Origin of the sequence: Nguyenibacter vanlangensis (assembly GCF_038719015.1) — a bacterium.
Classification (GTDB): Bacteria; Pseudomonadota; Alphaproteobacteria; order Acetobacterales; family Acetobacteraceae; genus Gluconacetobacter; species Gluconacetobacter vanlangensis.
In genome coordinates this window covers 2,027,501-2,040,747 of record NZ_CP152276.1, presented here as the reverse complement: position 1 = coordinate 2,040,747, position 13,247 = coordinate 2,027,501, and the positions used below count along the sequence as shown (strand labels likewise).

Below are 13,247 nucleotides of genomic sequence, written 5' to 3'. Positions count from 1 at the left end.
AGGCAGGATCACGCCGGGGGATCGGGCCCGATGGGGACGGACGCGATTCCGCCCGAGGCCGTCCTGCGTCACGCCTTGCTGGGTGATGTACCGCACGGGTTCTTCACCCGGCTTGGGGGCGTATCGCAGGGCCCGTACGAAAGCCTGAACTGTTCCACCCGTTCGGGCGATACGCCCCAGGCGCTGGCCGAAAACCGCCGCCGGATCGCGACCGTCATGGGGGTGCGTCCGGAATACCTGCTGGGAGTGACCCAGGTGCATGGCGACGGCGTGGCGGTCGTGACCAGTCCCTGGGAGGCTGGCGCCGCGCCGCAGGCCGACGCGCTGGTCACCGACCGGCCGGGGGTGGCGCTGGGGGTGATCACCGCCGATTGCGGACCGGTATTGTTCGCGGCCGAGGATGGCGGTGTGGTCGGCGCGGCCCATGCCGGCTGGCGCGGCGCGGTGGGGGGCGTGCTGGAGGCCACGCTGGCGGCGATGGCCCGGCTGGGGGCGCCAGCGGTGACGGTCCGGGCGGTCGTGGGACCCTGCATCGGGCAGCAGAGCTACGAGGTCGGAGCCGACATGCGCGCCCGGGCGCTGGCGGAGGACCCGGATGCCGAAGCTTTCTTTGCCGGTGGGCGGCGCGCGGAACATTACCAGTTCGACCTGGCCGGCTATTGCGTGGCACGGCTGCGGCGCGCCGGGATCGGCCGGGCAATAGCGCTTAGTGTGGATACGCTGGGCGATACGCGGCGTTTCTTCAGTCATCGGCGGCGTACTTTGGCGGGTGGCGGGCCGATTGGGCATCAGATTTCGGCGATCGCCCGGGCCGGTGCTACAAGCGGCGCATGATGCGTATCCCCGTTCTTCGCCATATGGCCGCGCTGGTGGCCATGGCCGGTGTCGGCCTGCTGTCCGGATGCCTGGACGTTCCGCATCCGTTTCGTGATCCGGGGCGCGAGGGGCGGTCGCTGGCAGGCAGTCCGCCGCCCGCGCGCCTGGCGGTGCCTGTGCCGCCTTCGGCCCTGTTGCCGCAGGCGGCGGCCCAGGCATGGAGCCGCGACGTGGCGGCAGCGCTGCTGGACCAGACGGTGCCGGCCATGGCGCAGCCCGCGCGCAAGGGGGACTGGTGGCTGCGCCTGGGGGCGGAGGCTCGGGGCCAGGACGTGGTGCCGACCTATAGCGTGATGATGCCCGATGGCCGGGTGCGCAGTGCCGAGGCCGGCGACCCCATACCGGCCACGGTCTGGGCGGTCGGTGCTCCGGCGACGCTGCGTCGGGCGGCAGAGCAGGCAGCGCCCGGAATTGCCGCGGCCCTGACCGGGATCCAGGCGGCGCAGATGGCCCAGGATCCGCGCAGCCTGAAGCACCGGGCGGCACGGATCTATTTCGCCGGCGTGCATGGCGCGCCGGGCGATGGCGACAGCGCGCTGGGCCAAGCCTTCATACGCGCTCTGGGCGATGCCGAGAACGCCGTGCAGGCCTCGCCGCGCGATGCCGATTTCACCGTGTCCTGCGCCGTATCGGTTTCCGACGTGCCGCCGGGCGCATCCGGGCAGAAGCAGCAGCATATGCAACTGGTCTGGCGGGTGGTGGATCAGGCGGGCAAGGAAGCCGGGGCGGCGACGCAATTGCACGATATCGACGCCCACGCGCTGGACGGGCATTGGGGCGAGGTAGCCATGGTCGCGGCGCAGGAGGCGGCCGGCGGGGTGCGGCAGGTGGTTTCGCGCTATTCGGGGCGGAACAACGTGCCGCTGCCGATGCCCGTCGGTGGAGCCGCGAACGGCTCGGGCACGCCTGTAGCGGATTTGCAACAATGAGCCCGCTGTCGCGCGGGCGGAAACGTTCGGCGCGCAGGACCGTTGCGGCAGACGGATGACAGAGGCGGGCGCGATTGCTAATACCCGCGCCGCCAGCCCATGAGACCGCCCCGGGGGAGAGCGTCGCCAGATGAAGATCGTCGCCTGCAACAGCAACCTGCCTCTCGCCGAGAAGGTTGCTGCCGAGTTGCGCATGCCGCTGTGCAACGTATCCGTGCGCCGCTTCGCGGATATGGAGGTCTTCGTCGAGATCCACGAGAATGTCCGGGGCGAGGACGTGTTCGTGATTCAGAGCACATGCTCGCCGACCAACGACAATCTGATGGAACTGCTGATCATGCTGGATGCGCTGCGCCGCGGGTCGGCCCGGCGTGTCACGGCGGTGATGCCCTATTTCGGCTATGCCCGGCAGGATCGCAAATCCGGCCCGCGTACCCCGATCAGCGCCAAGCTGGTGGCCAACCTGCTGGTCGAGGCCGGAGCGAACCGGATCCTGACCATGGATCTGCATGCGATGCAGATCCAGGGCTTCTTCGACATTCCGGTGGATAATCTCTACGCGGCGCCGCTGTTCACCCGTGACATCAAGGGGCGCATCGACCAGGGATCACTGCCTTATATCGCGCCGCCGCTGGAAATCCCGGGCGGGTTCCAGAACCTGATGGTCGTATCGCCCGACGTGGGCGGCGTGGTCCGTGCGCGGCAATTGGCGCAGCGGCTGAATGTGGACCTGGCGATCATCGACAAGCGGCGCGAGCGCGCGGGTGTGTCCGAGGTCATGAACGTGATCGGCGACGTGCGGGGCCGCTATTGCGTCATGATCGACGATATCGTCGATAGCGGCGGCTCGTTGTGCAATGCCGCCTCCGCGCTGATGAAAGAGGGCGCCGCCGCAGTCGAGGCCTATGTCACCCATGGCGTGCTGACCGGCGGCGCGGTGCGGCGCATCGCAGATTCGCCCATCCGGATGCTGACCCTGACCGACAGCATCGCCGCGACGGAAGCCGTCGCAAGTGCGGGGAACATCCGTCAGATCAGCACGGCCAACCTGCTGTCGCGCGCCATGCGCGCGGTATCGGACGAAAGTTCGGTCTCGTCGCTGTTCGACTGAGGCGGCGCTTTCCTACGGATTGACCCGGGCCAGGCATGGACCTATCGGGGAGGAGCGAACCGAGAGGAGCTGCCCCCGAATGACCGAGCTGATCGCCCGTCCGTACTGGTATCTGCGCCACGGCGAGACGGATTGGAACGCCGCTGGGCTCTCGCAGGGGCGGTCGGACATTCCTTTGAACGCGCGCGGCGTCGCCCAGGCCGAGGACGCGGGTGCTCTGCTGGCGCGTGAGGAGGCGCGTTACGCCAAGGTGGCGCGCATCGTATCGTCGCCGCTGGTTCGCGCGCTACGCACGGCCGAGATCGTCGCCCAAGCGATGGCCACATCGAGTGCGGCTCCGCTGTCGGTTGTGGTCGATGAGGGGCTGCAGGAAGTCTGTTTCGGCGAGCAGGAAGGCCAGCCGATGGGCGACTGGTACGATAGCTGGATCGCCGGCGCGTACACGCCGAAAGGTGCCGAGCCCTTCGCCGCGCTGCGCGCCCGGGCCGTGGCGGCGGTGAACCGTGCGCTGGACGGCGAGGGCCCCGTGCTAATCGTCTGCCATGGCGCGATGTTCCGTGCCCTGCGCGCGGCGATGAACCTGCCGGCCAATGTGCGCCTGCCTAACGCCACGCCGCTGTGGGTGACACCGTCCGATGCGACCGGCAAGGCCCCGTGGGGTCTGGACAAGCTGGGCTGAGCCCGCGTTGCGGCTGGGCGCGTGCCTGAAAGATTTGCGTCGGCGCGCATTTTCCGTTACACGCCGCGCTCGCGCAGGCACCCCTGGAGGCCTGCGCGCTTGGTTTTCAGGAGCGTAAAGTGACCCAATTCACGAAACTCGAGGCTTCTTCGCGCGCGAAGGCTGGTAAGGGGGCAGCGCGTGCGACGAGGCGTGACGGTCAGGTCCCGGCCGTCATTTATGGTGCGAAGCAGGAAGCCGTTCTGATCGCGCTCGACCCCCGCCTGGTGATGCGCGAGATGCACAAGGCCGGCTGGCGTTCGCGTGTATACGACGTCACCGTCGATGGCACGTCGACTCATGCGCTGATGCGCGAGATCCAGCTCCATCCGGTCAGCGATCAGCCGATCCATGTGGACTTCCAGCGCCTGGCGGCCGGCGAGCGAGTGCATGTCGAAGTGCAGATCGTCTTCACCGGCGAAGACAAGGCCCCCGGCATCAAGCGCGGCGGCGTGCTGAACATCGTCCGCCACACGGTGGATGTCAGCGTCGATCCGGCGAATATTCCGTCGTCCTTCACGGTGGACCTGTCGCAACTGGACATCCACGGCAACGTGCGCTGGGACGACCTGCAGGGTACCGAGAACGCCACGCCGGTCCTGCAGATCCCGAACTTCGTGATCGCGACCATCGCGGCGCCGAGCGTCGACGAGGCGGCGGAACCGGCCGCCGCGGCGGCGACCCCGGCGAAGAAATAATCGCCGGCCGGACGGCCGTGGAGCAGATCGTGATGAAGGTGGAAACGCCTCATCACGTGAGGATGCTCTGTAAAGCAGCAACATGGAGCGTGCCGTGATCGGCCGGTCCCGCCACGGCACGCTTTAGGACAGGGAATACGGCATGCTGCTCTGGACCGGGCTCGGAAATCCTGAGCCGGGAATGAGCCGGCACCGGCACAATGTCGGTTTCATGGCCGTCGATCGGATCGCGTCCCGCCATGGCTTTGCGCCATGGCGGAAGCGTTTCCGTGGCGAGGTGGCCGAAGGGCGGGTGGGCGCGCACAGGATGCTGCTGCTCAAGCCCATGACCTACATGAACCTTTCGGGTGAAAGCGTTCAGCAGGCCGCCGCGTTCTACAAGATTCCAGTCGAAGCCATCACCGCTTTCCATGACGAGCTGGACCTGCCGCCCGGACGGGTGCGGGTGAAGCGCGGCGGTGGGGCGGCGGGGCATAACGGTCTGCGTTCGATGGATCGGATGCTGGGCAGTCCGGACTACTGGCGGGTTCGCATCGGTATCGGCCATCCCGGCGCGAAGGAGCGCGTGACAGGGCATGTGCTGGGCGACTTTTCGAAAAGCGATCAGGACTGGCTGGAGCGGATGCTCGACGCCATGTCCGATGCGGCGCCCATCCTGGCGGACGGGCAGCCGGAACTGTTCATGACTAAACTGGCGTTGCTGACCGGGGAGAATGGCTGATGGGGTTCAATTGCGGCATTGTGGGTCTGCCGAATGTCGGCAAGTCGACCCTGTTCAACGCTCTGACCGCGACGGCCACGGCCCAGGCGGCGAATTATCCGTTCTGCACCATCGAGCCGAACGTGGGGCGGGTCGCCGTCCCCGATCCGCGCCTGGAGGCGCTGGCCGCCATCGGCAAGTCGCAGAAGATCCTGCCGACCAGCCTGGAATTCGTTGATATAGCCGGTCTGGTGCGAGGCGCATCGCGCGGCGAGGGACTGGGCAACCAGTTCCTGGCGAATATCCGCGAGGTCGATGCGATCATCCACGTGCTGCGCTGTTTCGAGGATGACGACATCACCCATGTCGAGGGTGGGATCGACCCGATTCGCGACGCTGAGATTATCGAGACCGAACTGATGCTGGCCGACCTGGATTCGCTGGAAAAGCGGATCGTCGCCCTGCAAAAGAAGGCCAAGGGCAATGATCGCGAGGCCGCGGCGCAGGTGGCGCTGATGGAGCCGCTGATCGCGGTGCTGCGCGAGGGGCGTCCCGCCCGCCAGGCGATCCCCGCCGGGCAGGAAGAGGCGGTGCGCCGGCTGCAGTTGATGACCACCAAGCCCGTTCTGTATGTCTGCAACGTCGAGGAAGCCTCGGCTGCGACCGGCAATGCCTGGTCCGAGCGCGTCCAGGCCCGCGCCGAAGCCGAGGGCGCCGCGGCCGTGGTGGTTTCTGCCGCGATCGAGGCCGAAGTCAGCCAGTTGGGCCCCGAGGACCGCAAGGAGTTCCTGGAAGGGCTGGGCCTGGCCGATAGTGGTCTGGATCGGGTGATCGCGGCGGGGTACCGTCTGCTGGGGCTGCGGACCTATTTTACCGTCGGGCCGAAGGAAACCCGTGCCTGGACGATCACCGCCGGCACCCGTGCGCCGCAGGCCGCCGCCGTGATCCATAATGACTTCGAGCGCGGCTTCATTGCCTGCGAGACCATAGCCTATGCCGACTATGTTCAATATCACGGCGAGGCTGGGGCGAAGGAAGCGGGCAAGCTGCGGATCGAAGGGCGCGACTATGTCGTGCAGGATGGCGATGTCCTCCTCTTCCGCTTCAATGTCTGAGAGCCTGCCGGTCGGTCGTGATCCGGCTTGCGTCCTGGCGTGCAAGGTTCGACAATGCGCGTCGGATCGCGGCCGGATCGGCCGCGCGGAGCAGGGAGCCCGATCATGAACGCAGTCACGCCCGTCATGGACCAGCAGGACCAGTGGGTCCCGGCCATGCCGGGCCTGGCCGCGCGGGCACGTGACGCGGCGCGGGCGCTGGCGCGCAGTACCACCGATGCGCGCAACGCCGCACTGCGCCATGCGGCACGGGCCTTGCGCGAGCGGCAGGACGAGATCCTGGCGGCGAATGCGCGCGACCTGGCGCATTCCACCACGACGGCGGCATTTCGCGACCGGCTGACCCTGACGCCGGCACGAATCGAGGCGATGGCGGTCGGGCTGGAGGACGTAGCGGTGCTGCCCGATCCGGTCGGGCGGGTGCTGGCGGAATGGACGCGGCCCAACGGGTTGCGTTTCCGCCGTATCGCGATGCCGGTCGGGGTGATCGGCATGATCTATGAAAGCCGGCCGAATGTCGGCGCGGACGCGGCGGGCCTGTGCATCAAATCGGGCAATGCGGTCGTCCTGCGCGGTGGATCCGAGAGTTTGCACAGCGCGCGGGCGATTCACGCGGCGATGGTGGCCGGCCTACGGGCGGCGGAGTTGCCCGAGGCATCGGTGCAGATCGCACCGGATGCCGATCGGCGCCATGTGGCCGACATGCTGGCCGCATCCGGGCAGATCGACCTGATCATCCCGCGTGGCGGCAAGTCTCTGGTCGAGCGCGTGCAGCGCGAGGCGCGGGTACCGGTCCTGTCGCATGCCGAGGGGCTTTGCCACACCTATGTCCACGCGGCGGCCGATCCGGATATGGCACGGGGATTGGTGGTGAATGCCAAGATGCGGCGCACCGGAATCTGCGGGGCGACGGAGACGCTGCTGATTGACGCGACAGTGGCGCCGTCGCTCTTGCCCGTCATCGTCGCCGATCTGGCTGCACGGGGCTGTGCCTTCCGGGCTGACGCCCGCGCGCGGGCGATCGTGCCCGGCCTGCCGGCGGCGAGCGTCGCCGATTTCGCCACCGAATGGCTGGATGCCGTGCTGTCGATCGCGGTAGTGGACGGGGTAGACGACGCCCTGGCGCATATCGTCCGCCATGGCAGCGCGCACACCGAAGCCATCGTGACCGATGATGCCGAGGCGGCGGCCCGGTTCCTGAACGGTACCGATAGTGCCGTGGTGATGTGGAATGCGTCGACCCAGTTCTGTGACGGGGGCGAGTTCGGGTTCGGGGCCGAGATCGGTATCGCCACCGGGCGCCTACATGCCCGCGGACCCGTCGGCCTGGAGCAGTTGACGACCTATCGCTACGAGGTCATCGGCACGGGGCAGCAGCGGCCCTGACAATGGTGTCGATTCCCGCGTGGGGCGACGGGCGACGGGCCCGGATCGGCCTGTTGGGCGGCTCGTTCAATCCGGTGCATGAGGGCCATCTGCGCCTGGCACGGCGGGCGCTGCGGCATTTGCGTCTGGACCAGGTTTGGCTGATGGTTTCGCCGGGGAATCCGCTGAAACCGGTCGAAGGGATGGCGCCGTTCGCCGACCGCCTGGCGAGGGTGGCGGCACGGGTGGACGGGCGGCGCGTCGTCGCGACCGATATCGAGCAGCGGATGGGGACGCGCTATACCGTCGATACGGTTTCGCAGTTGCGGCGGCGTTTTCCCCATGTCGCGTTCATCTGGCTTATGGGGGCGGATGGGCTTGCGCAATTGCCGCGCTGGCACGCGTGGCGGGGCATCATCGCACAGGTGCCGTTCGCGGTGCTGCCGCGGCCCCCCTACAACACCGCGGCGCTGCGGGGGCAGGCGGCGCTGGCCCTGGCCCACTGGCGCCGACCGGGGCGGCAGGCGACGATCCTGGCGGATTGCGTGCCTTGTGCTTGGGCCTTTCTTCCGGCCCCCCAGATCGGTATATCAGCAACGGAATTGCGGGCATTGGACCGGGGTTGTGCGTTATCATCGCCCGAACCGCCTGCGCCTCATGCATCAGGAGAGACGGTCATCGCCAGGAAGCCTCCGGCCGATACGGGCACCACTCGTCGCACGGCAACAAAGAAGACGTCCGGCACAGCCGGCAGAAGCGCCTCCGGCGGTACGCATGCGGTTGCCGGCGCGGTGAAGGCCCCGGGCACGCCGCGCAAGAAGGCGGCGGTCGCCGGGCCGGCCAAGGTGGTGAAGCGCGAGCCGGCGGAAACCAGCCTGCTGGAGAAATACCTGTCCATCATCACCGAGAGCATCGCTGACGACAAGGGCGAGGACATCGTGGTGCTGGACCTGACCGGTCGGGCGGCGTTCGCCGACCGGATGGTGATCGCGACCGGACTCGCGGACCGCCAGATCGCGGCCATGGCCGCGCATATCGAACGCAAGCTCGGCGATGCCGGCTTGAAGCGGGTGCTGATCGAAGGCGCCAGCGGGTCGGACTGGGTGCTGATCGACGCCGGTGATATTGTCGTTCATCTGTTCAAGGCCGAGGCTCGGGCCATGTACGGGCTAGAGCGCATGTGGGGCGCCGAACTGGACGTGCCGCCGGCCGAGGGATAAGGCCCGGTCGCACATTCTGTTTCAGGCGAGGACGGAATGCGGTTGATCGCGGTCGGGCGCATGAAGGATCGTGTCGAGCACGATCTGTTCCAGCGTTATGCCGCGCGGCTGACGCCGCGGCTGGATCTGGTGGAAATTGCCGAGGGCCGGGGGGCGGCGGTCGAGATCAAGCGGCGCGAGGCGCAGGGGCTGCTTTCGGCCTTGCCGGAGCGGGCGTTCGCGGTCGCGCTGGATGAAGGCGGGCGAACCCATGACAGCATGGCTTTCGCGCGCCTCGTCGAACGTTGGATGGGCTTGGCGCGGCCGCTCTGCTTCGTGATCGGCGGGGCAGAGGGACTGGATGGCAGCGTGCTCGCGCGCGCGGATGACACGCTCTCCCTGGGGCCGATGACCTGGCCGCATATGCTAGTGCGGGGATTGCTGGCCGAACAGCTTTATCGCGCGCGGGCGATTGCGTCCGGCCATCCGTACCACCGGGCGGGACGGCCCTGACCGGTTCTATCCCGGGCCGGGGATTTGGAAATGGCGCCTTTTTGCCCCAAACGATGAATATCAGCGGATGGAGCGATTCGGCGCGTCGTCGCGGAAGGCGTGGCCATAGGTCACGACCGGCAGGCTTTCCGGCGCCTCGGCCACTTCGGTCGACGTCATCGGGCGGCGAAGATCGCTGGGCGCGTCGTTGCGCGTATGCGGCACGGCACGTTCGCTGCTGGCCATCATGACGTGACCGGTCGTGTCCGGACGCGCATAGATGAAGCCATAGGTCGGATAGATGCTGCCATAGGCGCCGTTATGGCTCAGCGCTACGCGCACGGCCGTCCAGTCATTGTTGGGCGACACGTCGATGACCGATACATGGCGGCTGATGCCGCGCTGGGCCCAGTGGGACTGGTCGATGGTGATGGTTCGGCTGTCGACAATGTCGGTCACGACTGCGACGTGTCCCAGCGGCATGCGGCGATTGGCGCGGAAGTTCAGGATGCTGCCGGATTCGGGAGCAGAGCCGCGGGCATAGACCCCGGCGGCGTTGTACCACCAATTGGCCGCATTGCCGTGCAAGGCGACGTCGGAATCGGCCTGGGCGAAAGCCACGCACTGAATCACATGGCCGCTGTCATGCCGGTGATAGACCACATGATGCATGATGCTGCGATGCGCATGGTGCGCGCGATGCGTCCGGGCATCCGCCTTGGGAGAGAGGGTCAAACCGAGGGAAGCGGCCGCCAGTGATAAAAGGAGAGAACGTCCCAAACCGCCTGCCCACATCCCGAAGAATCCCACCTGCCAAATCACTGCGCAACGAGGCGTAGCAAGGCGGTTGCAACCCTGACAAGACGTGGCCGCATTTCTGGGAGGAGACTGGTCAAATTTTATTAAAATTCACCAGCCAGCCGAAATAATAAGGAATATATTCCTGGATCTCTGATCCAGATTCCAGTTTTTGAATGAAAAATTTTGGTTCCCACGAAAAAGCCGGCCAGGGAGCCCTGGCCGGCCTTCAAATATCCGGGAATCGCAATCCGTTGCCGAAATGCGACAGATGGAATCGCGATGAAAGCGTGTCCTCCGCCGTTCTTACTACTTCGTGCAGACGATCATGATTTCGACCAGGATTTCGGGGGCGGCCATCACTGCCTGGACACATGCGCGGGCAGGCGCGCCATCCTTGGGCAGCCAGGCCGACCATACGCCGTTCATCGCGTCACGATCTTTGATGTCCTTCAGCCAGATCTGCGCCTGCAGCAGGCGCGTCTTGTCGGTGCCGTGCTGCTCCAGGGCCTCGTCGATCTGCTCCAGCACGTCATGTGTCTGGGCGACGATGTCGGCCGTCAGGTCGCGGGCGACGAAGCCCTGGGTAAACAGGAAGCCGTGATATTCGACGACCTTCGACAGGATCGCGTTCGGTTCGGTGCGGATGATCTTGCTCATGGGCCAGTTCCTCGTGATGCGACCGCGGCGGGCCGCGTGCTCCTCTTGTCCGATACCGGGATGGCGTCGGTCAACTCGAGGCGGGATTAGGATCGGGCAAAATCATCCAGTTGCTCGGCCGTGTCGAAATCCTGATGGATCGACGGATCAGAGTCGAGTGTCCTTACGCGCGTGCCCAGGGCGCGGATCAGTCCCCGCGCGCCCTGGTCACCCCGCAGGGCGATCAGTTCCGGGATCATGGCGCGATCCCACAGCGCCGGATGGCCATGCCGCCCGCCATGGACAGGGACGATGGCCGGGGCGGCGGCTTCGCGGTGACAGGCGATCAGGCGGGCGACCAAGTCGGGTTTCAGCCCTGGCATGTCGCCCAGGCAGATCAGGATGCCGGATGGTCGGTGACGTGCCGCCTCTCTCACGCCGGCGCGCAGGCTCGCCGACAGGCCATCGGCGTGATCGGCGGCGAGACAGGTCGTCACGTCCTGCTCATACGGGGCGTGTGCGGCGATGACCGTCCGAAGATCGTCCGCGCGATGGCCCAGGACGACGATAATCGGCCAGGCCGGACTGGTGCATAGGGCCCGTAGCGTGCGGACGACCATTGGAACGCCCACCCGATCGGACGCCAGCAATTTATGACGCGCACCGGTGCGCGTGGACCGGCCGGCGGCCAGAAGGATTGCGGCGACGGACTTGGGTCGGGTGGTCACGTCCAGCCGCGCTGATGGGCAAGTGGGGCATCGTGCCGCACGGCCACGATCTCGGCCAGGATCGACAGGGCGATCTCCGGTGCGCCGGTGGCGCCGATCGCCAGTCCGACAGGGCCGCGGATGCGGGCGGTCCGATCGGTATCGAAACCGTCTTCGCGCAGGCGCATCAGCCGGGAAGCCTGGGTTTTGCGCGATCCCAGCGCGCCGATATAGAAGGCCGGGCTGTTCAGCGCGACGCGCAGGCTGGGGTCGTCGAGCTTTGCGTCATGGGTCAAGGTGACGATAGCGGTGTGGCTGTCGATGCCGATGCGCTCAAGGGCCTCGTCGGGCCAATCGACCTGCAGCGTGATCCCGGGGAAGCGTTCCGGGGTGGCAAGCTGGGCGCGCGGATCGATCACCGTAACGTCGAATCCAGCCGCCGCGGCCAGCGGTGCCAGAACCTGGGCAATATGCACCGCGCCGACGATCAGCAGGCGGTGGGGAGGGGTCAGCAGGTGCAGGAACCAGAGTCGTCCCTCTGCATCCCGCTGCCGCTGGCTTCGGCCGTTGCGAAAAACGGATTCTAGGCTCGGCCGCAAAATGTCGAGCGGCGGCGCGCCCGCGACGACGTGCAGTCGATCGGTCGTCTTTTCGATCAGCACATGCTGCCTGTCGGGCAGGTTGGTCGCCAGGATAACCGCGCGCCGGGCACGCCGCAGGGCGGCAGCCCGCCGCGCCAGCTCGAGCGGCAATGAGCCGGCCGGTCCGATCGACTCGACCAGGATATCAAGCTCCCCGCCGCAGGCCAGACCTACGGCCCAGGCCTGCTCGGACGTCACGCCATAGGACAGTAATTCGGTGCCTCCGTGCGCCATGGCCGTGGCGGCCGCATCCACCACGGCGGCCTCGACACAACCGCCGCTAACGGATCCTTCGATCCGTCCGGTGGCGCTGACGGCCATCATGCTGCCGGGCGGGCGCGGCGAACTGCCCCAGGTGGCCACGACGATCGCCAGGGCGGCCTGCTCGCCGGCTTCGGCCCAGGCAATTGCCAAATCCAGCGGGTCGAAGGGCAAGGGGTGCGGCGTCATGGGCAGCACTCTATCAGCTTGAATATAGACAGGCCATAAGGCGCGGATGGGCGGCCTTGCTCGTCCGTGTCTCGGGGCGTACAGAGCGGAGCGGGCATCCATCATGTCCGAATTCCATACCTGACCGCACGGTCGGCAAGGAGGCCCCAGTGTCGTTTTCCTCGGATCTGGACGGGTTGGATCTGCTGGTCGTGCCAGTGACCGCGTTCGAGCAGAATTGCGCGGTCCTGTGGGATCCGGCCAGCCGCCATGCCGTCGTGGTCGATCCCGGTGGCGACGTACCACGCGTGATGCGTGAGCTGGAGGCACGCGATCTAACGCTGGATGCGATTCTGCTGACTCACGGCCATCTGGACCATGCGGGGGGTGCAGATGCGCTGCGCACCGCGGCATCGCGGCGGCAGGGAGCGACGGTGCCGGTCATCGGGCCGGATGCGCGCGACGCGTTCCTGCTGTCCGGCATCGCGGCGCAGGCTGCGCATTTCGGGCTGGACGGAATGCAGGATGTTACGGTCGACCGGTATGTGGCGGATAACGACACTCTGTCGCTTCTGGGCCGGACGTTCCTGGTGCGCCATGTGCCCGGCCATACGCCCGGTCACGTCATCTTCCATGATGCGCATGCCCGGTTCGCGTTCGTGGGCGATACGCTCTTCCGTGGTTCGGTCGGTCGAACCGATTTCCCCTACGGCGATGGACCGCTATTGATCCGGATGATCGCCGAACGGTTGCTGCCCTTGGGGGATGATGTGACGATCCTTCCTGGCCATGGCGGTATCACCACGATAGGCCAGGAACGGCGCGGCAAT

Annotated in this window: 15 protein-coding genes and 1 pseudogene (1 of these 16 cut by a window edge); 12 read left to right on the top strand and 4 right to left on the bottom strand. The window is 67.0% G+C overall.

Annotated elements, in window-relative coordinates:
• Nucleotides 1–30 precede the first annotated feature (30 nt).
• The 11 genes and pseudogenes from pgeF (at nucleotide 31) to AAC691_RS09400 (ending at nucleotide 9,224) form a co-directional block, all read left to right on the top strand.
• Nucleotides 31–834, top strand: a complete 804-nt coding sequence (pgeF, locus tag AAC691_RS09450; RefSeq protein ID WP_342630180.1) for a peptidoglycan editing factor PgeF — start codon at nucleotides 31–33, stop codon at nucleotides 832–834.
• On the top strand, nucleotides 831–1,805 hold the full coding sequence (locus AAC691_RS09445; RefSeq protein ID WP_342629855.1) for a hypothetical protein: 975 nt from the start codon (nucleotides 831–833) through the stop codon (nucleotides 1,803–1,805). The genes pgeF and AAC691_RS09445 overlap by 4 nt, the downstream gene beginning before the upstream one ends.
• A gap of 130 nt (nucleotides 1,806–1,935) precedes the next feature.
• Nucleotides 1,936–2,916, top strand: coding sequence for a ribose-phosphate pyrophosphokinase (locus AAC691_RS09440; protein ID WP_342629854.1), 981 nt, complete (start codon nucleotides 1,936–1,938; stop codon nucleotides 2,914–2,916).
• 79 nt (nucleotides 2,917–2,995) lie between these two features.
• Nucleotides 2,996–3,595, top strand: coding sequence for a histidine phosphatase family protein (locus tag AAC691_RS09435; RefSeq protein ID WP_342629853.1), 600 nt, complete (start codon nucleotides 2,996–2,998; stop codon nucleotides 3,593–3,595).
• 119 nt (nucleotides 3,596–3,714) lie between these two features.
• Entirely contained in the window at nucleotides 3,715–4,332 is a 618-nt protein-coding gene (locus AAC691_RS09430) for a 50S ribosomal protein L25/general stress protein Ctc (RefSeq protein WP_342629852.1), read from the top strand.
• A 142-nt stretch (nucleotides 4,333–4,474) separates the two neighbouring features.
• Nucleotides 4,475–5,053, top strand: a complete 579-nt coding sequence (pth, locus tag AAC691_RS09425) for an aminoacyl-tRNA hydrolase (RefSeq protein ID WP_176640113.1) — start codon at nucleotides 4,475–4,477, stop codon at nucleotides 5,051–5,053.
• Nucleotides 5,053–6,147 (top strand): redox-regulated ATPase YchF, encoded by a 1,095-nt coding sequence (ychF, locus tag AAC691_RS09420; protein ID WP_323992171.1) that lies wholly within the window; start codon nucleotides 5,053–5,055, stop codon nucleotides 6,145–6,147. The genes pth and ychF overlap by 1 nt, the downstream gene beginning before the upstream one ends.
• 126 nt (nucleotides 6,148–6,273) lie before the next feature.
• Nucleotides 6,274–7,533 carry a glutamate-5-semialdehyde dehydrogenase gene (locus AAC691_RS09415; RefSeq protein ID WP_342630179.1) on the top strand — a complete coding sequence of 420 codons (1,260 nt, stop codon included), beginning with the start codon at nucleotides 6,274–6,276 and terminating at the stop codon, nucleotides 7,531–7,533.
• A 2-nt stretch (nucleotides 7,534–7,535) separates the two neighbouring features.
• Nucleotides 7,536–8,123 (top strand): annotated as a pseudogene (locus tag AAC691_RS09410) (nicotinate-nucleotide adenylyltransferase); the annotation flags it as partial.
• Nucleotides 8,124–8,303: 180 nt separating this feature from the next.
• Entirely contained in the window at nucleotides 8,304–8,732 is a 429-nt protein-coding gene (gene rsfS / locus AAC691_RS09405) for a ribosome silencing factor (RefSeq protein WP_342630178.1), read from the top strand.
• Between the two features lie 36 nt (nucleotides 8,733–8,768).
• Complete coding sequence (locus tag AAC691_RS09400; RefSeq protein ID WP_342629851.1) at nucleotides 8,769–9,224, top strand: 23S rRNA (pseudouridine(1915)-N(3))-methyltransferase RlmH; 456 nt, start codon at nucleotides 8,769–8,771, stop codon at nucleotides 9,222–9,224.
• 60 nt (nucleotides 9,225–9,284) lie between these two features.
• Here the strand turns inward: AAC691_RS09400 and AAC691_RS09395 are convergent, their stop codons facing one another.
• The 4 genes from AAC691_RS09395 to AAC691_RS09380 form a co-directional block, all read right to left on the bottom strand.
• On the bottom strand, nucleotides 9,285–9,998 hold the full coding sequence (locus tag AAC691_RS09395) for a CHAP domain-containing protein (protein ID WP_342630177.1): 714 nt from the start codon (nucleotides 9,996–9,998) through the stop codon (nucleotides 9,285–9,287).
• 312 nt (nucleotides 9,999–10,310) lie between these two features.
• Entirely contained in the window at nucleotides 10,311–10,661 is a 351-nt protein-coding gene (locus AAC691_RS09390; RefSeq protein WP_323992164.1) for a RidA family protein, read from the bottom strand.
• Nucleotides 10,662–10,747: 86 nt separating this feature from the next.
• Nucleotides 10,748–11,368, bottom strand: a complete 621-nt coding sequence (locus AAC691_RS09385; protein WP_342629850.1) for a nucleotidyltransferase family protein — start codon at nucleotides 11,366–11,368, stop codon at nucleotides 10,748–10,750.
• On the bottom strand, nucleotides 11,365–12,438 hold the full coding sequence (locus AAC691_RS09380) for an XdhC/CoxI family protein (protein ID WP_342629849.1): 1,074 nt from the start codon (nucleotides 12,436–12,438) through the stop codon (nucleotides 11,365–11,367). The genes AAC691_RS09385 and AAC691_RS09380 overlap by 4 nt, the downstream gene beginning before the upstream one ends.
• A gap of 149 nt (nucleotides 12,439–12,587) precedes the next feature.
• Here AAC691_RS09380 and AAC691_RS09375 point away from each other — a divergent pair, with 149 nt between their 5' ends.
• On the top strand, nucleotides 12,588–13,247 hold the 5' portion of the coding sequence (locus AAC691_RS09375; RefSeq protein ID WP_342629848.1) for an MBL fold metallo-hydrolase. The gene runs 15 nt beyond the window's last position; only the first 660 of its 675 coding nucleotides appear in the window; it begins with the start codon at nucleotides 12,588–12,590; its stop codon lies beyond the right edge, outside the window.

What these genes read in the sequence shown, in the direction of transcription:
- AAC691_RS09445 (WP_342629855.1), top strand. Translation starts at nt 831, where the DNA reads ATGATGCGTATCCCCGTTCTTCGCCATATGGCCGCGCTGGTGGCCATG.
- pgeF (WP_342630180.1), top strand. Translation starts at nt 31, where the DNA reads ATGGGGACGGACGCGATTCCGCCCGAGGCCGTCCTGCGTCACGCCTTG.
- ychF (WP_323992171.1), top strand. Translation starts at nt 5,053, where the DNA reads ATGGGGTTCAATTGCGGCATTGTGGGTCTGCCGAATGTCGGCAAGTCG.
- AAC691_RS09440 (WP_342629854.1), top strand. Translation starts at nt 1,936, where the DNA reads ATGAAGATCGTCGCCTGCAACAGCAACCTGCCTCTCGCCGAGAAGGTT.
- AAC691_RS09380 (WP_342629849.1), bottom strand. Translation starts at nt 12,438, where the DNA reads ATGACGCCGCACCCCTTGCCCTTCGACCCGCTGGATTTGGCAATTGCC.
- AAC691_RS09400 (WP_342629851.1), top strand. Translation starts at nt 8,769, where the DNA reads ATGCGGTTGATCGCGGTCGGGCGCATGAAGGATCGTGTCGAGCACGAT.
- AAC691_RS09415 (WP_342630179.1), top strand. Translation starts at nt 6,274, where the DNA reads ATGGACCAGCAGGACCAGTGGGTCCCGGCCATGCCGGGCCTGGCCGCG.
- AAC691_RS09435 (WP_342629853.1), top strand. Translation starts at nt 2,996, where the DNA reads ATGACCGAGCTGATCGCCCGTCCGTACTGGTATCTGCGCCACGGCGAG.
- pth (WP_176640113.1), top strand. Translation starts at nt 4,475, where the DNA reads ATGCTGCTCTGGACCGGGCTCGGAAATCCTGAGCCGGGAATGAGCCGG.
- AAC691_RS09395 (WP_342630177.1), bottom strand. Translation starts at nt 9,998, where the DNA reads ATGTGGGCAGGCGGTTTGGGACGTTCTCTCCTTTTATCACTGGCGGCC.
- AAC691_RS09390 (WP_323992164.1), bottom strand. Translation starts at nt 10,661, where the DNA reads ATGAGCAAGATCATCCGCACCGAACCGAACGCGATCCTGTCGAAGGTC.